This is a genomic window from Hydrogenophaga crocea, from assembly GCF_011388215.1.
In the GTDB taxonomy this organism is placed as follows: Bacteria; Pseudomonadota; Gammaproteobacteria; order Burkholderiales; family Burkholderiaceae_C; genus Hydrogenophaga; species Hydrogenophaga crocea.
Window position 1 is genome coordinate 2682417 of sequence record NZ_CP049989.1, and the last position, 19603, is coordinate 2702019.

Consider the following 19603-nt stretch of genomic DNA (forward strand, 5'->3'; position numbering starts at 1 on the left):
GAGGGCGCAGGGGGCGCGGCTCACGACCTGCCTCCCTTCATCATCTGGCGGTTCTCGTAATCGACCCGCAGCACCACCGCGAGCGCGATCATGTTGAGCAGGATGGCCGAGCCGCCGTAACTCATGAAGGGCAGCGTGAGGCCCTTGGTGGGCAGCGCGCCCAGGTTCACGCCGATGTTGATGAAGGCCTGGAAGCCGAACCACAGGCCCACGCCCTGCGCGACCAGGCCCGAGAAGACCTGGTCGAGCGCGATCGCCTGGCGGCCGATGTGCATGATGCGGCGCGTCATCCACAGGAAGATCGCGATCAGCGTGAGCACGCCCACGAGGCCGAACTCCTCGCCGATGACGGCGAGCAGGAAGTCGGTGTGCGCCTCGGGCAGCCAGTGCAGCTTTTCCACGCTGCCGCCCAGGCCCACGCCGAAGATCTCGCCGCGGCCGATGGCGATCAGGGCGTGCGAGAGCTGGTAGCCGCGGCCCAGCGCGTGCTCTTCGCTCCAGGGATCGAGGTAGGCGAAGATGCGGTCGCGCCGCCAGCTGCTGGCCATGATCATGAGCGCGAAGGCCGCAACCACCACGGCCGCGATCAGGAAGAACATGCGCGCGTTCACGCCGCCCAGGAACAGGATGCCCATGGCGATCACCACGATCACCATGAACGCGCCCATGTCGGGCTGGGCCAGCAGCAGCATGCCCACCACGCCCACGGCCACCGCCATGGGCCACACGGCCTGCCAGAAGTTCTGCTTGATCTCCATCTTGCGGACCATGTAGCTGGCCGCGTAGAACAGCACCGCGAGCTTGCCGAGCTCGGACGGCTGGAAGTTCATCACACCCAGCGAGATCCAGCGGCGCGCGCCGTTCACGCCCTTGCCGATGAAGGGCACGAGCACCACCACCATGAGCAGCAGCGCCGCCGCGAACAGCCAGGGCGCGGTGCGTTCCCAGGTCTTGAGCGGCACCTGGAAGGCCAGCAGCGCGGCGACCACGCCGATGGCCATGGACAGCGCGTGGCGCACCACGAAGTGGGTGTGCGCGTAGTTGGCGAAGCGCGGGTTGTCGGGCAGCGCGATGGAGGCCGAATACACCATCACCAGGCCCCAGCAGACCAGCGCCACGGTGACCCACAGCAGCGGCTGGTCGAAGCCGGTTTCGCGCACCGCGATGTTGCGCTGGCCGCCGTAGCTGCGGCTGGACAGGCGCACCGGGATGTCGCCCGCGCCCGCGCCCGCGCCGGCCAGACCGCCAGCCCAACCCGGCAGCCAGCCCGCCAGGCGCGCGCGCCAGCCGGCGCCCGTGCTGGCCGGCGCGGCGGCGGCTTTCTTCTTCGCGCGGCTCACAGACCGCCCTCCAGGCTCATGCCCTGCTGCTCGGCCCGTTCGCGCACCGCGGCCACGAAGGCCTCGGCGCGGGCCACGTAGTTGCGGAACTGATCGAGGCTCGCGCAGGCCGGCGACATCAGCACCGCGTCGCCCGCGTGCGCGCGTTCGGCCGCCAGCGGCACCGCCGCGGCCAGCGTGCCTGCGTCGATCAGGGGCACGCCGGCGGCCTGCAGCGCATCGCCGAGCGCGGCGCGCAGCAGCGGTGCGTCGCGGCCGATCAGCACCACCGCGCGCGCGTGGCGCGCCAGCGGCTCGGCCAGCGGCGAGAAGTCCTGGCCCTTGCCGTCCCCGCCCAGGATGACCACGAGGCGGCGCTCGGCGCCCAGGCCATTGACGGCGGCCAGCGTGGCGCCCACGTTGGTGCCCTTGCTGTCGTCGAAGTACTCAACGCCATCGATGATGGCCACCGGCTCGACGCGGTGCGGCTCGCCGCGGTACTCGCGCAGGCCGTGCAGCATGGGCGCCAGCGGCGCGCCGGTGGCGGCGGCGAGCGCGAGCGCGGCGAGCGCGTTGGCCGCGTTGTGGCGGCCGCGGATGCGCAGCGCCTCGGCGGGCATGAGGCGCTGGAAGTACACCTCTTCGTCGGCCTGGGCCTTGCCCTTGGCGCGCGTTTCGTCGAGTGCGAGCGCGCGCACCAGCCAGGTCATGCCGTTGACGGTCTCCAGGCCCCAGTCGCCGGCGCGCGTGGGCGCATCGAGGCCGAAACCCATCCAGGGCCGCGCGGGCACCTGGCGGTTGCGGTTGCCGACCTTCACCGTGACCAGCCCGGGCTTGAGGGCCATCACGCGCGGATCGTCGCGGTTGAGCACCATGAGGGCCTGGCTGCCGAACACGGCGGCCTTGGCCTGCGCGTAGGCGTCCATGCTGCCGTGCCAGTCGAGGTGGTCTTCGGTGAGGTTGAGCAGCGTGGCCGCGGTGGGCACGGCGGCCCAGGCGCCCTGCGCCGTGCCGTCGAGCTGGAAGCTCGAGAGCTCGAGCACCCAGACACGCGGCAGGTGCGGCGCGGGCGGCGGCTCGGCGGGCGGCGGCACCAGCAGGGGTTCGGCCTCGTCCTCGGGCGGCGCGGGCAGCGGCTCGTCGTCGGCCGGGGCCTCGGTGTCGGGGGCGTCGGTGTCCACCGGCAGCTCGGCCTGGGCGGGCGCTTCGGCGGGTTCGGGCGATTCAGCCGCTTCAGCCGCTTGAGCCGCTTCGCGCCGGGCCTGCTCGGCCGCGTCTTTGGCGGCCTGCTCGGCGGCCTCGGCGGCGGCGCGTTGATCGTCGGCGGCCTGCGCCACGGCCTCGGCGTCGAGCGCCTGGCCCAGCACGTCGAGCAGCGCGGGACCGATGTTGCCGGCCACCGCCACGGGCCAGCCCGCGCGCTGCAGCAGCAGGCCGGTGAGCGAGGTGACCGTGGTCTTGCCGTTGGTGCCCGTGATGGCCAGCACCTTGGGCCGGTAGGGGAAGCGCTCGCGCTGCGACAGCGCCTGCAGCGCCTGGGCGAACAGGTCGAGCTCGGTGAGCACGGGGATCTGCTGCGCCCGGGCGTGTTCGAACACGGTCTGAAGCGCCTCGGGCATCAGGCCCGGGCTGCGCGCGATCAGGGCCCAGGGCTCGCGCGCGAGCAGGGTGGCGTCGAAGGCGCCGGCCACGAAGGTGGCGCCGGGGCAGTCGCGCTGCAGCGCCTCGCGCTGCGGCGGGGCCTCGCGGGTGTCGGCCACGGTCACGCGCGCGCCCTGGCGCACGCACCAGCGCGCCATCGACAGGCCCGAGGCGCCGAGACCGAGGATGAGGACGGGCTGGTCTGTCATCGCAGCTTCAGCGTGGACAGGCCCACGAGGCACAGCAGCATGGTGATGATCCAGAAGCGCACCACGACCTGCGTCTCCTTCCAGCCCTTCTTCTCGAAGTGGTGGTGCAGCGGCGCCATCTGGAACAGGCGCCGGCCTTCGCCGTAGCGCTTCTTGGTGTACTTGAAGTACGAGACCTGCAGCATCACCGACAGCGCCTCGACCACGAAGATGCCGCCCATGATGGCGAGCAGGATCTCCTGGCGCACGATGACCGCGATGGTGCCGAGCGCGCCGCCGAGCGCGAGCGCGCCCACGTCACCCATGAAGACCTGCGCGGGGTGGGTGTTGAACCACAGGAAGGCCAGGCCCGCGCCGGCCATGGCGCCGCAGAAGATCAGCAGCTCGCCCGAACCCGGGATGTGCGGCAGCAGCAGGTAGCGCGCGAACACCGCGTTGCCCGTGACGTAGGCGAAGATGCCGAGCGCCGAGCCCACCATCACCACCGGCATGATGGCCAGGCCGTCGAGGCCGTCGGTGAGGTTGACCGCGTTGCTCGCGCCCACGATCACCAGGTAGGTGAGGATCACGAAGCCGGCCACGCCCAGCGGGTAGTTCACTTCCTTGAAGAAGGGCACGAGAAAGCCCGACTGCGGCGGCAGGTCGAGCGTGAAGCCCGACTTGACCCAGTCCATGAAGAGCTCGAAGACGCGCGCGTTGCTGGTCTCGGAGACCGCGAACACGAGGTAGAACGCGGCCACCAGGCCAATCAGCGACTGCCAGAAGTACTTCTCGCGCGAGCGCATGCCCTCGGGGTTCTTGTGCACCACCTTGCGCCAGTCGTCGGCCCAGCCGATGGCGCCGAAGCCCAGGGTGACGATGAGCACGATCCACACGAAGCGGTTGCTCCAGTTGAACCACAGCAGCGTGGACAGCGCGATCGAGAACAGGATCAGCACACCGCCCATGGTGGGCGTGCCGCCCTTGGTGATGTGGGTCTGCATCGCGTAGGTGCGGATCGGCTGGCCGATCTTGAGCGCGGCCAGGCGGCGGATGAACCAGGGGCCGGCCACCAGGCCGAGCACCAGCGCGGTAAGCGCGGCCATGACGGCGCGGAAGGTGAGGTACTGGAACACCCGCAGGAAGCCCAGGTCGGGTGAGAGGCCCTGCAGCCAGAGGGCGATGCTAGGCAGCATGGGGATGGTCCTTGTCGGGATTGTTCTGCGTGGGATCGAGCGCGCGCACGGCCTGCACCACGCGCTCCATGCGCATGAAGCGCGAGCCCTTCACGAGCACGCTGCCCACGGCGCCGGTGGCGACCTCGGCCGCCACGTCGCTGGCCAGCGCGGCCACGTCGGCCACGTGCTGGGGCGCGGACTCGCCGGCGGCCTGCAGCGCGTCGACGGCGGCGCGCATGTGCTCGCCGCTCACGCGCACCTCGTCGATGCCGCGCGCGTAAGCGTGGCGCAGCACCTCGAGGTGGAAGGCCAGGGCCTGGTCACCGACCTCGCCCATGTCGCCCAGCACCAGCAGGTGCGGGCCGGGCAGCGTGGCCAGCACCTCGATGGCGGCGCGCACGGAATCGGGGTTGGCGTTGTAGCTGTCGTCCACCAGCGTGACCACGCGGCCACCGACCTGCAGGGCGATGGCGCGCGAGCGGCCGCCCACGGGCTCGAAGGCCTCGAGACCGCGGCGGATGGCCTCGAGCGGCACGCCGGCCGCGAGCGCGCACGCGGTGGCCGCGAGCGCGTTGCGCACGTTGTGCTGGCCCGCGATGCGCAGGGTGAGTTCGGTCTCGCCCGCGGGCGTGGCGAGGTGCAGCGCCCAGGCTTCGCCGAGCCAGCGGGCGCTGGTGGCGCGCACCTCGGCGCCGGGGTCGGTGTCGCTGAAGGCGATCACGCGGCGTGCGCCGGCCAGCTCGCGCCAGATCGCGGTGTGGGCGTCGTCGCTGGGAAAGACCGCCGTGCCGTCGGCGCGCAGCGCCTCGATGGCGGCGCCGTTCTCGCGCGCCACGGCGTCCACCGTGGCCATGAATTCCTGGTGCTCGCGCTGCGCGTTGTTGACCAGCGCCACCGTGGGCGCGGCCACGGCCGCGAGCAGCGCGATCTCGCCCGGGTGGTTCATGCCGAGCTCGACCACCGAGCAGCGGTGCTGCGGCCCCAAGCGCAGCAGCGTGAGCGGCACGCCGATGTGGTTGTTGAAGTTGCCCTGCGTGGCGTGCGAGGCATCGCCCGCGTGCGCGCGCAGGATGCTCGCCACCATCTGCGTGACGGTGGTCTTGCCGTTGCTGCCGGCCACCGCGATCAGCGGCAGCGTGAACTGCGCGCGCCAGGCCTGCGCGAGCAGCTGCAGCGCGGCCAGGGTGTCGGGCACCTCCACGCCGGCCAGCCCCGCTTCGGCCAGGCCCGCGTGCGCGATGGCGCCCACGGCGCCCGCGGCGGCGGCCTGGGGCAGGAAGGCGTGGGCATCGAAGCGCTCGCCGCGCAGCGCCACGAACAGGTCGCCGGCCTGCAGGCTGCGGGTGTCGGTGTGCACGCGCTGCACCGGCGCGCTCAGGGCACCGACGGCGCGGGCGCCGGGCAGCGCGAGCATGAGTTCGGCAATGGTCTTCATGCGGCAGCCCCCTGGCGGGTGTCGAGCGCGCGGCGCGCGTGTTCGATGTCGGCGAAGGGCGTCTTCACGCCGCGGATCTCCTGGTAGTCCTCGTGGCCCTTGCCCGCGATCAGCACCACGTCGGCCGGGGCGGCCTCGCGCACCGCGAGCGCGATGGCCTCGGCGCGGTCGACCACGGTGCGCGCGGCCTGCGGCGAAGACAGGCCCGCGGCCATCTGCGCAAGGATGGCCTCGGGCGCTTCGCTGCGCGGGTTGTCGCTCGTGAGCACGGCGCGATCGGCCTCGCGCTCGGCCACGGCGGCCATGAGCGGGCGCTTGCCCGGGTCGCGGTCGCCGCCGCAGCCGACCACCACCCAGAGCAGGCCGCAGCGCGCCTGCGCCTGCGGGCGCAGGGCCTGCAAGGCCTTTTCGAGCGCGTCGGGCGTGTGCGCGTAGTCGACCAGCACCAGCGGCGCGCTGGCGCTCGCGGGGCGGGCCTGTTCCATGCGGCCGGGCACGGGCGTGATCGCGCCGCAGGCCTCGACGGCCGTGGCCAGCGGAATGCCCAGCGCGCGCGCGGTGGCGATCACGCCGAGCAGGTTGTGCACGTTGTAGCGCCCCACCAGCGGCAGGCTCATCGAGCGCTGGCTCAGCACCTGGCCCTGGCGGTTGCGTTCGACGAGGTCGAAGGCAACGCCCGCGGGCGTGACGGTGAGGTGCTGGGCCTGCAGCCGCGCGGGGTGGGCGATGCCCACGGACCACAGGTCCAGGCCGCGGCCGGTGAGGCGCTCGAGCAGGCCCGCGCCCTGGGGGTCGTCGGCATTGACCACCGCGGCCTTGAGGCCGGGCCAGTCGAACAGGCGCTGCTTGGCCGCCCAGTACGCCTCCATGCTGCCGTGGTAGTCCAGGTGGTCCTGCGTGAAGTTGGTGAACACCGCCACCGACACGCGCGTGCCGTTGAGCCGGCCTTCGACCACGCCGATGGACGAGGCCTCGATCGCGACCGCGCGCAGACCCTGGTCGACGAAATCGCGCAGCTGGTGCTGCAGCATGACCGGGTCGGGCGTGGTGAGGCCGGTGGCCACGAGCGCCTCGCCCGGGCGGCCCATGCCCAGCGTGCCCACCACCGCGGCGGGGCGCGCGCACGCGCCGAGCAGTTGCGCGATCCACCAGGCGCTGGAGGTCTTGCCGTTGGTGCCGGTGATGGCGATGACGTCGAGCGCGGCGCTGGGTTCGCGGCAGAAGGCGCTGGCGATCGGGCCGGCCTGGCCCTTGAGGCCGGGCACGGCGAGCACGCGCGGGTCGTCGCGGAAATCGTGCGCCTCCAGCCCTTCGCGCTCGACCAGCGCCACCGCGGCGCCCGCGTGCAGCGCATCGGGCACGAAACGGCGGCCGTCGGTGGCGGCGCCAGGCCATGCCACGAAGCCGTCGCCTGCGCCCACGCGGCGGCTGTCGCACACGAGCGCGCCCGTGACGCTGGAGCGCAACCAGGTGGCCACGGCCTGCGGGTGCACGAGGGTCTGCACCATCAGAACGACTCCTCCACCGGCTCGGCCACGATCATGGGCTTGACGCTCATGTCGGGCTGCACGCCCAGGATGCGCAGCGTCTGCTGCACCGTCTCGCTGAACACGGGCGCGGCCACCAGGCCGCCGTAGAACTGGCCGTTGCCGGGCTCGTCGATCATCACCGCCACCACGATGCGCGGGTTCTCGATCGGCGCCAGGCCCACGAAAACGCCGCGGTACTTGCCTTCGGCATAGCCCTTGCCTTCCTGCTTGCGCGCCGTGCCCGATTTGCCGCCCACCGAATAACCCATGGTCTGCGCGCGCGTGCCGGTGCCGCCGGGCTGCACGGCCAGGCCCAGCATGTCGCGCACGGCGCGGGCGTTCTGGCTGCTGAACACGCGCACGCCCTGCACGGTCGCGTCGCTCTTGAGCAGCGTGAGCGGGATCAGCTCGCCGTCGCGCGCGAAGATGGTGTACGCATGGGCGAGCTGGAACAGCGAGGTCGACAGGCCGTAGCCGTAGCTCATGGTGGCCTGCTCGATCGGGCGCCAGCTCTTGTAGGGCCGCAGCCGGCCGGCGGCTGCGCCGGGAAAGGGCACCTGCGGCTTCTGGCCGAAGCCGGCTTGCGCGTAGGTTTCCCACATCTCGCGCGGGCTCATCTGCATGGCCAGCTTGACCGTGCCCACGTTGCTCGACTTCTGGATGATCTGCGAGACCGTGAGGATGTCCGAGGGGTGCGTGTCGCGGATGGTCGAGCCGCTGATGGTGATGCGGCCCGGCGCGGTGCTGATGGGCGTGGTCGGCTTGACCATGCCCTTTTCGAGCGCCAGCGCGGTGATGAAGGGCTTCATCGTCGAGCCGGGCTCGAAGGTGTCGGTGAGCACGCGGTTGCGCAGCTGCTCGCCGCTGAGGTTGCGGCGCCGGTTCGGGTCGTAGCCCGGGATGTTGGCCAGCGCGAGCACCTCGCCGGTGCGGGTGTCGATCACGATCACGCTGCCGGCCTTGGCCTTGTGCTGGGCGACCGCGTCGCGCAGCTTCTGCCACGCGAAGTACTGCACCTTGCTGTCGATCGAGAGCTGCAGGTCGGGGCCGTCCTCGGGCGGCACCACGTCGCGCACGTCTTCCACCACGCGACCCAGGCGGTCCTTGATGACGCGGCGTGAGCCGGCCTTGCCCGCGAGTTCCTGGTTGAAGGCCAGCTCCACGCCCTCCTGGCCGCGGTCTTCCACGTTGGTGAAGCCCACCACGTGCGCGGCGGATTCGCCCTCGGGGTATTGGCGCTTGTACTCGCGGCGCTGGTAGATGCCCTTGATGTCGAGCGCGGCGATCTGGCGCGCCACGGGCTCGTCGACCTGGCGCTTGATCCAGACGAAGGTCTTGTCCTCGTCGGCCAGGCGCTTGCGCAGCTCGGCCAGCGGCATCTCGAGCAGGCGCGCGAGCTCGCGCAGCTTGGGGTGGTTCTTGTCGACGTCTTCGGGGATGGCCCAGATGCTTTGCGCCACCACGCTGGACGCGAGGATGAGGCCGTTGCGGTCGAGCACGCGGCCGCGGTTGGCGGGCAACTCGAGCGTGCGCGCGAAGCGCACCTCGCCCTGGCGCTGGAAAAAGTCGTTGCCCAGCACCTGCACGTAGGCCGCACGGCCCGCGAGCCCCGCGAACGCGAGCGCCAGGCCGGCCACGATGAACTTGCTGCGCCAGACCGGCGTCTTGCTCGCCAGCAGCGGGCTGGAGGTGTAGTTGATGCTGCGGCTCATGGCCGGGCCTCCGCACCGGTGGCCGGCTGTGCGGGCTGGCCGCCACTGGCGCGCTCGCTCACGTACTGCGTGATGCCGGGCGACACGGGGCGCATCTGCAGTTGGCGCGAGGCCAGTTGCTGCACGCGCGCCGACGTGGCCTGCGCGCGGCGCTGCACCACGAGCTGCTCGTGCTCCACGTCGAGCCGCTTGCCCTGGGCCTGCGCGCGGTCGAGTGCGGTGTAGAGGCGGCGCGATTCGTACTGGGTGTGCACCAGGTAGAAGGCGCTCGCGAGCACGGCCAGTAACAGCACGAGGTTGAGGCGGATCATGCGGACACCCCCACCGCGCTGCGCGTGGCCATGCGCATCACCGCGCTGCGGGCACGCGGGTTGCCTTGCACCTCGGCCTCCGAGGGCATGAGGCGCTGCACGTCGCACAGCAGCGTGGGCGCGGGCTCGGCGAAGGGCGCGCGCCGGTCCACCACGGTGCGCGAATGGCGCGCCATGAACTGCTTCACCATGCGGTCTTCGAGCGAGTGGAAGCTGATCACCACGAGACGGCCTCCGGCCTTGAGCACGGTCAGACTGGCTTCTAGCGCCGCTTGCAGCTCTTCAAGCTCGGCGTTGATGAAAATCCGAAGAGCCTGAAATGTGCGCGTTGCAGGGTCCTTGCCCGGCTCGCGGGTTTTGACCGCGCCAGCCACGACTTCGGCCAGCTCACGGGTGGTTCGAAAAGCGCCCCGTTCCTGTCGGCGGCGATCAATCGCCTTTGCAATCGGTGCAGCAAACCGTTCTTCGCCATAGTCACGAATGATCTCCGCCAGGGTGGATACCGGAACCGTCTCGAGCCACTCGGCCACGCTCTGGCCGCGCGTGGTGTCCATGCGCATGTCCAGCGGCCCCTCGTGGCGGAACGAGAAACCGCGCGAGGGGTCGTCGAGCTGGGGCGAGCTCACACCCAGGTCCATGAGAACGCCGTCGACCGAGCCCGCACCGAGCGCGCCGAGGGCACGAAATCCTTCGTGGCGCAGCGCCACGCGCGCATCGGCCGCGGCCAGGGCCTGCGCCTCGGCGATCGCCTGCGGGTCCTTGTCGAACACCGTCAGCCGGCCGCGCGGCGACAGGCGCTCGAGCACCGCGCGGCTGTGGCCGCCGCGCCCGAAGGTCGCGTCGACGTAGTGGCCGTCCGGGTTGATCGAAAGCGCTTGCACGGCTTCGTTCAACAAGACGGTTTGATGGGTCCATTCGGTCTGCACCCGGGTCCTCAGAACGAAAAGTCCTTGAACACGTCGGGCATCTCGGCCTTCATGGCCTCGGCCTCCTGGGCCGCATAGGCCTGGGCGTCCCACAGCTCGAGGTAGGCGCCCATGCCGAGCAGCACCACGTCCTTGCTGATGCCGGCGGCAGCGCGCAGCTCGGGCGAAACGAGCACGCGGCCGGTGCCGTCAACCTCCACGTCCATGGCGTTGCCGAGGAAAATCCGCTTCCACCATTGCGCCTGCATGGGCAGGGTGGCGATGCGGCCGCTGAACTCGAGCCAGGCTTCGCGCGGAAACACCATCAGGCAGCCGTGCGGGTGCTTGGTGATGGTCAGCGCGCCGCCCAGGGCGTCACGGTGCCGGGTCGGCACGGAGAGCCGACCCTTGGCATCGAGACTGAGATTGGAGGCGCCCTGGAACACCGCGATCACCCTGGAGATGGGACTTTCCACCACTTAATTGCACTTTTTTCCACTGTAGCAGGAAAAAACCGCAAAGCGAGCGGTGTCGCTCGCCTTTTTTCCAATGAAATCAACCACTTAGAGGCGATTTCGCGCAACTTTTGAAGCCAAAAAGCACATAAAAAGCAAGCACTTACAACGTGCTCTGCATGTGATGCTTCAAAACCGGAACACCCGCATGGGGTGTCCGTGCCCCGTGATGGGGCGACAGGCGGTCGCTCAGGCCGCTCCCGGCCCGATCGGCGAGGCCAGCGGCAGGTCCCAGGGTGGCAACTGCTCGCGCAGAAAGCCGTACAGGCACATCGCCGCCCGCGGCAGCTCGCGATCGGCGCGCTCCAGCCACATCTCGGACAGCGGCAGCGGCGCAAAGCCCTCGTCGGGCGTCAGCAAGCGCAGGCCCGCGAGGTGGCCGACGGAGGCCTTCTGGAACACGCCCACCGCGAGCCCGGCCAGCACCGAGGCCTTGAGCACCTCCACGCTGGCGCTCTCCTGCACCACCACCCAGGGCCTGCCCGCGGCGGTCAGCGCTTCCTCGGCCCAGCGCCGCAGCAGCGAGCCCGATGGCAGCACCGCCAGTGGCAGGGGGGTCTTGCGGTGCGGATCGGCGCGCCGCGACACCGCCCACACCACCGGGTCGCGGCGCAGCAGCACGCCGTGGCCCTGGCCGCTCTGGAAAGCGTTGATGGTGATGTCGAACTCCGTGCCGAGCTTGCGCTGCATCTCTCCGGCGATGCCCACCTGCAGATCGATGTGGATGGCCGGGTAGAGCGCCGAAAACTCGGCCAGCAGCGGCGGCAGCACCGCCGTGGCGTAGAAGTGCGTCGCGCCCATGCGCACGGTGCCGCGCACGATGTCCGGCTGCATCTGCGCCATCGCCTCCTGGTTGAGCGCGAGCAGGCGGCGCGCGTAGCCCAGCAGCACCCGACCGGCATCGGTAAGCCGCAAGGGCTTCTTGCGGTGCTCGAACAGATCGGTTCCCACGCAGTCTTCTAGCCGCGAGATCTGCTGGCTGATGGCGGCCTGGGTGCGATGCAGGTAGCGGGCCGCGGCGGTGTGGCCCTCGCAGTCGACCACGGCCACAAAAGCGCGCAGCAGCTCGGGTGCGAGCAGGCGACCCCGCAGCATGTCGGCGCGCGCTGGCGGACCGGGTGGCCCCGGTGGTACCCGCGAGGGGCCGTCGTGCTGCTGATCCATTGCGTCTCCCGCTCACCGCTGGTGTGATTTCACGGCTTGTTATGTCGCAGATAACAACTCTTTGTTTGCCAGCGGGCGATTTGCAAGCCTAAGATCAATCCAATAATTCCATGAAATCGAGGCCCAACGCTGTCACGAATCCATGATCAAAAAGGCATCCCTCTCAGCCATTCTCCTCCCCCTCCTCTTCAACCCGACTGGCGCCCAAATGGCCACCCCACTGGACCGTTTCGTGGCCAATGTGGATTTTTGCGCCTTCATGGTTTCACCGCCCGACGGTGAAACCGACGAATTCATCGAACGCTACCAGGCGGCGCTCGGCGCGGCATTGGCAAGCCTGCTGCAAAGCCAGTCGTCCAGCCATCCCACGCAGGGCACTGTGACGCAGGCCTTGTTCGCCCTGCGGGGGCGCTGCGAAGCGACCCTGCTCCGTTTCGCCTTTCAACGCGCCACTTGAGCCGCCCATGGAAACACAACTGCCCGAATCACAACTGTCTGCGTGCGACGTCAAGGGCCGATCGATTCACCATGCCCTGCCGTTTTCCGACGAATTCGGCGTGGAATTGCGTGGCATGGTCGTGCGGCACAACATGTCGGCCGACGAAATCGGATTCATCCACCAGATGCTGCTGAAATACCGGGTGGTGTTCTTTCGCAACCAGCATCAGCTCAGCGACGAATCGCACCGCGATTTCGCGGCGCAATTCGGCGACATCGTGGGCCACCCGACGGTGGGCGACCCGGCCGACGGATCGATCCTCGAGCTGCATTCGCACCGCGGTGGCCGGGCCAACTCCTGGCACACCGACGTCACCTTCGAGCTGCGCCCGCCGAAGATCTCGATGTTGCGGGCGGTGACGCTGCCGCAGCGCGGCGGCGACACGGTGTGGGCCAACACCGCCGCGGCCTACGACCACCTGCCCGCGCCGATCCGGGCCATGGCCGACCGCCTGTGGGCGGTGCACGGCAACGACTTCGACTACGCGGCCAGCCGGGTCGAGTTGCTGCGCGACGAGGCCGCTCGCCAGTACCGCCGGCGGTACGCGTCACAGGTGATCAAGAGCGAACACCCCGTGGTGTGCGTGCACCCCGAAACCGGCGAGCGCTGCCTGCTGCTGGGTCACTACGCCCAGCGCTTCGTGCACTGCGACACCCACGATTCGGACCGCATCTACGAAATCCTGCAGGCCCATGTGACGCGGCTTGAGAACACCATCCGCTGGCGCTGGGCCCCGGGCGACCTCGTCATGTGGGACAACCGCGCCACGCAGCACTACGCGATCAACGACTATGGCGACCGCATGCGCATCATGCGGCGCGTGACGGTGGCCGGCGACCTGCCCATGGCCCTGGACGGCACCCGAAGCCGGGTGCACGCGGCCTGAGGCCCGCCGGCCGACGCCTCAGAGAATGTAGCGCGACAGGTCTTCGTCGCGGCTCAGCGCGCCGAGGCGTTGATTCACATAGGCCGCGTCGATGGCCACCGTCTGCCCTTGCCGGTTTGGGGCATCGAAGCTGACCTCGTCGAGCAGGTGCTCCATCACCGTGGACAAGCGGCGCGCGCCGATGTTCTCGGTGCGTTCGTTGACCTCGCAGGCGATCTGCGCGAGCTGGCGAATGCCGTCGGGCGTGAACGCGAGGCTCACGCCCTCGGTGGCCAGCAAGGCCTGGTATTGGCGCACCAGCGAGGCATGGGTCTGCGTGAGGATGGCCTCGAAATCGTCGACCGAGAGCGATTGCAGTTCGACCCGGATCGGGAAGCGGCCCTGCAGCTCGGGGATCAGGTCACTGGGTTTGGACAGGTGGAACGCGCCGCTCGCGATGAACAGGATGTGGTCGGTCTTGATCGGGCCGTACTTGGTCGACACCGTGGTGCCCTCCACCAGCGGCAGCAGGTCGCGTTGCACGCCCTGGCGCGACACCTCGGCGGTGCCGCCCTCGCTGCTGCGCGAGGTGACCTTGTCGATCTCGTCGATGAACACGATGCCGTTCTGCTCGGCGTTGTGCAGGGCGCGCGTCTTGATGTCGTCCTCGTTGACGAGCTTGGCCGCTTCTTCGTCGATGAGCAGCTTCATGGCCTCGGCGATGCGCAGCTTGCGCACCTGCTTGCGGCCGGCACCGAACTGGCCGAACAGGCCCTTGAGCTGCTCGGCCATTTCCTCCATGCCCGCCGGGCCCATGATTTCCATGGCCGGGCGCGGCTCGGCGAGTTCGATTTCGATCTCGCGCTCATCGAGTTCGCCCTGGCGCAGCTTCTTGCGAAAGGTCTGGCGCGCGGTGCTGTCCTGCGCCGGTGGCGGCGGCTCGAAGCCCACGCTGCGCGGCGGCGGGATCAACGCGTCGAGGATGCGTTCCTCGGCAGCGTTCTCGGCCCGTGCACGCTGCTTGCGCATCTCGCTTTCGCGCATCTGCTTGATCGCGATGTCGGCCAGGTCGCGCACGATACTGTCCACGTCCTTGCCCACATAACCCACCTCGGTGAACTTGGTGGCCTCGACCTTGATGAAGGGCGCGTCGGCGAGCTTGGCGAGCCGGCGCGCGATCTCGGTCTTGCCCACACCCGTGGGCCCGATCATGAGGATGTTCTTGGGCGTGATCTCGGGACGCAGCTTCTCGTCCACGAGCTGGCGGCGCCAGCGGTTGCGCAGCGCGATGGCCACCGCGCGCTTGGCGCCCTGCTGGCCGATGATGAAGCGGTCGAGTTCGGAGACGATCTCCTGCGGGGTCATGGACGACATGGCGCTGGTCAGTCGAGTGTCTCGATCGTGTGGTTCATGTTGGTGTAGATGCACAGCTCGCCCGCGATCGCGAGCGATTGACGCACCACCTGCTCGGCACTGAGCGCGGTGTGGTCGATCAGCGCCTTGGCCGCGGCCTGCGCATACGCACCGCCCGAGCCGATGGCCACGATGCCGTGTTCGGGTTCAAGCACGTCGCCGTTGCCGGTAATGACCAGGGCCGCGGTCTTGTCGGCCACGGCCAGCATGGCTTCGAGCCGGCGCAGCACCCGGTCGGTGCGCCAGTCGCGCGTGAGTTCGATGGCCGCCCGGGCGAGGTGGCCCTGGTGCTTTTCGAGCTTGGCCTCGAAGCGCTCGAACAGCGTGAAGGCGTCGGCCGTGGCGCCCGCGAAGCCCGCGAGCACGCGGTCGTGGTGCAGCTTGCGCACCTTGCGCGCCGTGCCCTTGATCACGATGTTGCCGAGCGTCACCTGCCCGTCGCCGCCGATGGCGACCTGCACGCCCGACGGCGTTTCGCGCCGGACACAAACGATGGTGGTGCCGTGAAAGGATTCCATGGAAAACAAGATGGGGGTTCGAGGGAGCCGATCAAGAGACACCGGGAACCGGCTTGGCCCGGCCATCGGTGCCGCCCCTTGCGGGGTAGCGCGCAGCGCGGCGGGGGTGCCGCCGGTCAGTCGTTGCGCACCACCACCTTGGCGTATTCGGTGATGCCCACGACGTGGAAGAAGGCCGAGACCAGGCGGTGCACGTCGACGAACTGCACCAGCCGGCCTTCGGCGTGGTGGCCCGTGACCCAGTTGAGCAGCGTACCCGCAGCCGAAAAGTCGACGCGGATCAGGTTGCGGCACGAGAGGATCAGCACGTCGGCGCCGTTCAGGCGCAGCTCCAGCATGTCGATCGTGCCCTGCGCATCGCCGCGGATTTCGCCGAGCAGCTCGACCAGGCCCAGGTGGCTGTAGCCGCCCGTGGGCGAATCGATGATGGATTCGCCCGACACCGTGGTGGGCGCGGCCTCCAGCACCGACTCGCCGAGCACCGAGTGCAGGCTTTCGTCGCCGTTGTCGCCGCGCACCGACTGGTAGCGGCAGCGCGGCTTCTCCCAGCCCGGGGGCGAGAGCTCGTAGGTGACGCAGAAGTCGAGCGCGGTGAGCTCGAACTCGTCGACGCGGTTCATGAGCCGCAGCACGGCCATGCGCAGCTCCCACCAGAGCTGCTCCACGTCGCGGCGGCCCGAGGGCGTCATGCTCTTGAGCAGGTCGCGCAGGCGGCTGCCGCCGGCGAACTGCAGATCGACGTCCTGGTCCGTCCAGAGCGTGACCAGGCCCAGCAGCGCGCGCGCGGCCTTGGGGTCCATGGCGGTGAGCGGGGTCCAGTCGAGCACCCAGGGCTGGCGTGCGCGCGACAGCACGTTCTGCAGCGTGCCGATGGCATGGGCGTCAAGCTCGGCCTCGGCGACCCAGATGGCGCGGGTCTGGCCGGCGGCCCAGGGCGTCTCGGTGCGACCCACGGCGCGCGCCACCTCGGCGGGCATGTCGTACCACTGCGGGGCCGAGCGGTTGAAGCGCGTCGCGAAGTCGACGGCGCGGTTCTCGAACGGGGCGAGCTGGCCGGTGGCGCGGTAGAGGTCGAACAGCGCCAGCCAATCGGACTCCTGCGCGGGGCGCGGGCCGTCGGCGCCCAGCACCTCGAGCAGGCCCTGCTCGGCGCCCGCGTCGTCGCCGTTGGCGAACCGGATCGCGGCCTCCTCCACCTCAGGGTCCTGCACGATCTCCTGCACGTCGAGCGCGTAGAAGTGCGAGGCCGAGAAGGTGGAGCCGTGGCTGCTGTGCCCGCTGGCGCGCGGCGCCATCAGGCCGGTGCGCGCGGTGGACGATGGCTTGAGCGGCGCGGGCACCGTCTTGGCGGCCGCATCGGCCACGGGCGCCGGCGCGGGTGCGGCGCGTCCGTTGACCGGGTTGAGCAGCGGCGCGGGCTCGGTGACGTCGTACTGCGCCTTCAGGCGCGCGGGGTCGACCGCGGGCATGGGGCGCGGCTCGCTGGGCTTGTGAGCGCCCGAGATCGGGGCCTGCGAACTGTTGCCGCCCGAGCCGGTGCTGTTGATGGAGTCGGCGCCCTTGGTCTTCCACCACTGCATGGACATCTGGGCTTCGATCTCGTCGATCTTCTTGAGCGTCATGGCCCGGTCGTCGGGCTTGGACGGCATGCTGCTCTGGAAGAACGACGGCCGCATGCCCTGCGCTTCGGCGGGCGTGCCTTCGCGGCTGCGGATCTTGCGCAGCATGTCGAACTCGCGCTTGCGCACGAAGTCGTTGCGGCGCTTGCGCTCGATCATCTCCTTGAGCGCCGCCTTGCTGTATTCGCTCTCGCGGTCGGCCTGGCGGGTGTCGAGATCGGCCCAGCTGGTGGTGGGGTGGCGAACGAACTTCACCACCTTGGAGAGAAAGCCGCCGCTGGAATCGTCCTTGGCCATGGAGAAGTCGTCGGGGAATCGGGAAAGGCGCCGAGAGAACTCAGTCGCCGAACATCTTCTGCTTGAGCTCGCGGCGCTGCTGCGCTTCAAGCGACAGGCTGGCGGTGGGACGCGCCATGAGGCGGCCGACGCCGATGGGTTCGCCGGTTTCCTCGCAGTAGCCGTAGTCGCCCGAGTCGATGCGCGCGATGGCCTGCTCGATCTTCTTGAGCAGCTTGCGCTCGCGGTCGCGCGTGCGCAGCTCGAGGGCGTGTTCTTCCTCAATGGTGGCGCGGTCGGCCGGGTCGGGCACGACCACGGTGTCTTCGCGCAGGTGCTCGGTGGTCTCACCGGCGTTGGCCAGCATGTCCGCCTTCAGGCGCTGCAGCTTGAGGCGGAAGAAGGCGAGCTGCTGGTCGTTCATGTACTCGCCGTCGGGCATGGAGAGCACGTCCTGGTCGGTGAGTTGTTCGACCGGCAAGGTCTTCCAGTTGTTGGCCCGTTTGGGGTCTTTTTGAAGGGAAGCAGGGACTGGGGTCGTCATGGCGGTTCGCTCAATCGTGTGTGTAAAGGTCGCCTTGGCGGCGTCCGGGGCGTGGGTGGGCACCACCTCCGCCTGGGTCATCTGTTCGAGCATGGCCTTGCGCACTTCTCGCTTGCTCGCGGGCTTGGGCACGGCAACGGTCGTCAGGGGAGCGGGTGTTGCCGCCACCTTGTCGATCAGGGCCTGGGCCTCGGAGGCCGCACGGGCCACCGCAGCCTTGGCAACGGGTTTGGCCGCTGCGGGAGCGGCGGTCTTCGCCACCGGTTTCGCCGCCACTGGCACCGCCGTCTTCGGCGCGGGCTTCGCGGCGGTCTTGGCCACGGGCTTGACCGGTGCTTTCGCAGGCGCTTTTGCAGCCGCTTTCGCCGGCGCCTTGGCCACAGGCTTCGCAGCGGCCTTGGCCGGCGCCTTTGCAGGGGCCTTGGCCGGCGCCGCTTTCGCGGCCTTGGCCACCGGCGCCTTCTTGGCCGCGGTCTTGGCCGGCGGAGCCTTCGTGACCGGCTTGCGCGCGCTCGCCACCGCTTTGGCCGTCTTGGCCGCAGCGGAAGACTTGCCTGCTTTCGCTGCCTTGGAAGCCGGGGCTTTCACAAAGGAACTCCTGTGGATGGCGGGCGTGGCACGGACAGGGCATCAAGCCCCGGCCCGTGGACCGGTGTCGACGATTCGGACCGGAGTCGCGTCGGCAAGGGCACTGTTATACCGCTTGCCAACCCAGGCCCAGGGCGTGAACACCCCGGACGGACCCCCCAGCCCTTTCGGCGCGCGCGATTGTAGCGATGTGCCAAGGCCTTGATGGCGCAGGACGGTGCGGGTGTTGTGCCAAACCCCACGGCACGCCGCCCACCGGCGAGCCGGCGCGCTTCACAGCAAGGCCTGGTTGAGGCCTTGTTCGAGGATGTCGCGCGGCAGGTCGATGCCGATGAACACCATCTTGCTCTGGCGCTTCTCGTCCGGCCCCCACTCGGGCCCGAGGTCGCTGCCCATGAGCTGGTGCACGCCCTGGAAGATCACCTTGCGCTCGGTGCCGTCCATGTGCAGCACGCCCTTGTAGCGCAGCATGCGCGGACCGTAGACCTGCACGATGGCCCCCAGGAAGTCTTCGAGCTTCTCGGGGCTGAAGGGTCGGTCGGCGCGGAAGACGAAGCTCTTCACATCGTCGTCATGGTGGTGGTGATGGCCGTGACCGTGCTGGTGCGAGGGGTGGTTGCAGTGCTCGCCGTGCGCGTGGTCATGGTCGTGGTGATCATGGCCGTGGTCGTGTCCATGGTCGTGATCGTGGTCGTCGGGCTTGAGGAAGTCCGGGTCGATCTCGAGCTTGGCATTGAGGTTGAAGCCGCGCAGGTCGAAGATCTCCTTGATCGCGACGTCGCCGAAGTGGGCGGTGCGCATGGGCGCGCGCGGGTTCATGTGTTTCAAGCGGTGGATCAGCGCGTCCACCTCCTCGGCGCCCACCAGGTCGGCCTTGCTGATGAAGATCTGGTCGGCGAAGCCCACCTGGCGGCGCGCTTCCTGGCGGTCGTTGAGCTGCTGGGCCGCGTGCTTGGCGTCCACCAGGGTCACGATCGCGTCGAGCAGGTACTGCTCGGCCACCTCGTCGTCCATGAAGAAGGTTTGCGCCACGGGGCCGGGGTCGGCCAGGCCGGTGGTCTCGATCACCACCCGCTCGAAATCGAGCTCGCCCTTGCGTTTCTTCTGCGCCAGGTCGGCCAGCGTCGCACGCAGGTCGTCGCGGATGGTGCAGCAGATGCAGCCGTTGCTCATCTGGATGATGTTCTCGGTGGTGTCGGCCACCAGGATCTCGTTGTCGATGTTCTCTTCGCCGAACTCGTTTTCAACGACGGCGATCTTCTGGCCGTGGGCCTCGGTGAGCACGCGCTTGAGCAGCGTGGTTTTGCCCGAGCCGAGGAAGCCGGTGAGGATGGTCGCGGGGATGAGGGCCATGGGCGGTCAGGGGTGGGTGAACAGAAAACGC

At 69.6% G+C, this 19603-nt stretch carries 17 protein-coding genes; 2 read left to right on the forward strand and 15 right to left on the reverse strand.

Going from position 1 to position 19603, the window contains the following annotated elements:
* Positions 1–20: 20 nt before the first annotated feature.
* The 10 genes from ftsW to G9Q37_RS12695 form a co-directional block, all read right to left on the reverse strand.
* Positions 21–1340 (reverse strand): putative lipid II flippase FtsW, encoded by a 1320-nt coding sequence (gene ftsW / locus G9Q37_RS12650; protein ID WP_420810287.1) that lies wholly within the window; start codon positions 1338–1340, stop codon positions 21–23.
* Positions 1337–3169 carry a UDP-N-acetylmuramoyl-L-alanine--D-glutamate ligase gene (gene murD / locus G9Q37_RS12655; RefSeq protein WP_166227532.1) on the reverse strand — a complete coding sequence of 611 codons (1833 nt, stop codon included), beginning with the start codon at positions 3167–3169 and terminating at the stop codon, positions 1337–1339. The genes ftsW and murD overlap by 4 nt, the downstream gene beginning before the upstream one ends.
* Entirely contained in the window at positions 3166–4344 is a 1179-nt protein-coding gene (gene mraY / locus G9Q37_RS12660; RefSeq protein ID WP_166227533.1) for a phospho-N-acetylmuramoyl-pentapeptide-transferase, read from the reverse strand. The genes murD and mraY overlap by 4 nt, the downstream gene beginning before the upstream one ends.
* The gene (locus G9Q37_RS12665) at positions 4334–5761 is read right to left on the reverse strand and encodes a UDP-N-acetylmuramoyl-tripeptide--D-alanyl-D-alanine ligase (RefSeq protein WP_166227534.1); all 1428 of its coding nucleotides are present in this window, start codon (positions 5759–5761) and stop codon (positions 4334–4336) included. The genes mraY and G9Q37_RS12665 overlap by 11 nt, the downstream gene beginning before the upstream one ends.
* A complete protein-coding gene (locus G9Q37_RS12670; protein ID WP_205710645.1) occupies positions 5758–7269 on the reverse strand; it encodes a UDP-N-acetylmuramoyl-L-alanyl-D-glutamate--2,6-diaminopimelate ligase in 1512 nt (503 codons plus the stop codon). The genes G9Q37_RS12665 and G9Q37_RS12670 overlap by 4 nt, the downstream gene beginning before the upstream one ends.
* Complete coding sequence (locus tag G9Q37_RS12675) at positions 7269–9002, reverse strand: peptidoglycan D,D-transpeptidase FtsI family protein (RefSeq protein WP_166227535.1); 1734 nt, start codon at positions 9000–9002, stop codon at positions 7269–7271. Before G9Q37_RS12675 ends, G9Q37_RS12670 begins: the two co-directional genes overlap by 1 nt.
* Positions 8999–9313 carry a cell division protein FtsL gene (ftsL, locus tag G9Q37_RS12680; RefSeq protein WP_166227536.1) on the reverse strand — a complete coding sequence of 105 codons (315 nt, stop codon included), beginning with the start codon at positions 9311–9313 and terminating at the stop codon, positions 8999–9001. Before ftsL ends, G9Q37_RS12675 begins: the two co-directional genes overlap by 4 nt.
* A complete protein-coding gene (rsmH, locus tag G9Q37_RS12685; protein ID WP_166227537.1) occupies positions 9310–10239 on the reverse strand; it encodes a 16S rRNA (cytosine(1402)-N(4))-methyltransferase RsmH in 930 nt (309 codons plus the stop codon). Before rsmH ends, ftsL begins: the two co-directional genes overlap by 4 nt.
* An 8-nt stretch (positions 10240–10247) precedes the next feature.
* On the reverse strand, positions 10248–10664 hold the full coding sequence (gene mraZ / locus G9Q37_RS12690) for a division/cell wall cluster transcriptional repressor MraZ (protein ID WP_166231285.1): 417 nt from the start codon (positions 10662–10664) through the stop codon (positions 10248–10250).
* A 258-nt stretch (positions 10665–10922) separates the two neighbouring features.
* Complete coding sequence (locus G9Q37_RS12695) at positions 10923–11828, reverse strand: LysR substrate-binding domain-containing protein (protein ID WP_166227538.1); 906 nt, start codon at positions 11826–11828, stop codon at positions 10923–10925.
* Between the two features lie 277 nt (positions 11829–12105).
* On the opposite strand from G9Q37_RS12695, the gene G9Q37_RS12700 reads away from it, so the two are divergent.
* Positions 12106–12354 carry a hypothetical protein gene (locus tag G9Q37_RS12700; RefSeq protein WP_166227539.1) on the forward strand — a complete coding sequence of 83 codons (249 nt, stop codon included), beginning with the start codon at positions 12106–12108 and terminating at the stop codon, positions 12352–12354.
* A gap of 7 nt (positions 12355–12361) precedes the next feature.
* On the forward strand, positions 12362–13282 hold the full coding sequence (locus G9Q37_RS12705; RefSeq protein WP_166227540.1) for a TauD/TfdA dioxygenase family protein: 921 nt from the start codon (positions 12362–12364) through the stop codon (positions 13280–13282).
* Positions 13283–13300: 18 nt separating this feature from the next.
* On the opposite strand, the gene hslU is transcribed toward G9Q37_RS12705, so the two are convergent.
* From hslU to G9Q37_RS12730, 5 genes are all read right to left on the reverse strand, one after another.
* On the reverse strand, positions 13301–14635 hold the full coding sequence (hslU, locus tag G9Q37_RS12710) for an ATP-dependent protease ATPase subunit HslU (RefSeq protein ID WP_166227541.1): 1335 nt from the start codon (positions 14633–14635) through the stop codon (positions 13301–13303).
* Positions 14636–14643: 8 nt separating this feature from the next.
* Positions 14644–15192 carry an ATP-dependent protease subunit HslV gene (gene hslV / locus G9Q37_RS12715; protein WP_166227542.1) on the reverse strand — a complete coding sequence of 183 codons (549 nt, stop codon included), beginning with the start codon at positions 15190–15192 and terminating at the stop codon, positions 14644–14646.
* A 116-nt stretch (positions 15193–15308) separates the two neighbouring features.
* Entirely contained in the window at positions 15309–17108 is a 1800-nt protein-coding gene (locus G9Q37_RS12720) for an STAS domain-containing protein (protein WP_166227543.1), read from the reverse strand.
* Positions 17109–17148: 40 nt separating this feature from the next.
* Positions 17149–18219 (reverse strand): RNA polymerase-binding protein DksA, encoded by a 1071-nt coding sequence (gene dksA, locus G9Q37_RS12725; RefSeq protein ID WP_166227544.1) that lies wholly within the window; start codon positions 18217–18219, stop codon positions 17149–17151.
* A 273-nt stretch (positions 18220–18492) separates the two neighbouring features.
* Positions 18493–19572 (reverse strand): CobW family GTP-binding protein, encoded by a 1080-nt coding sequence (locus G9Q37_RS12730; RefSeq protein ID WP_166227545.1) that lies wholly within the window; start codon positions 19570–19572, stop codon positions 18493–18495.
* Between the last annotated feature and the right edge of the window lie 31 nt (positions 19573–19603).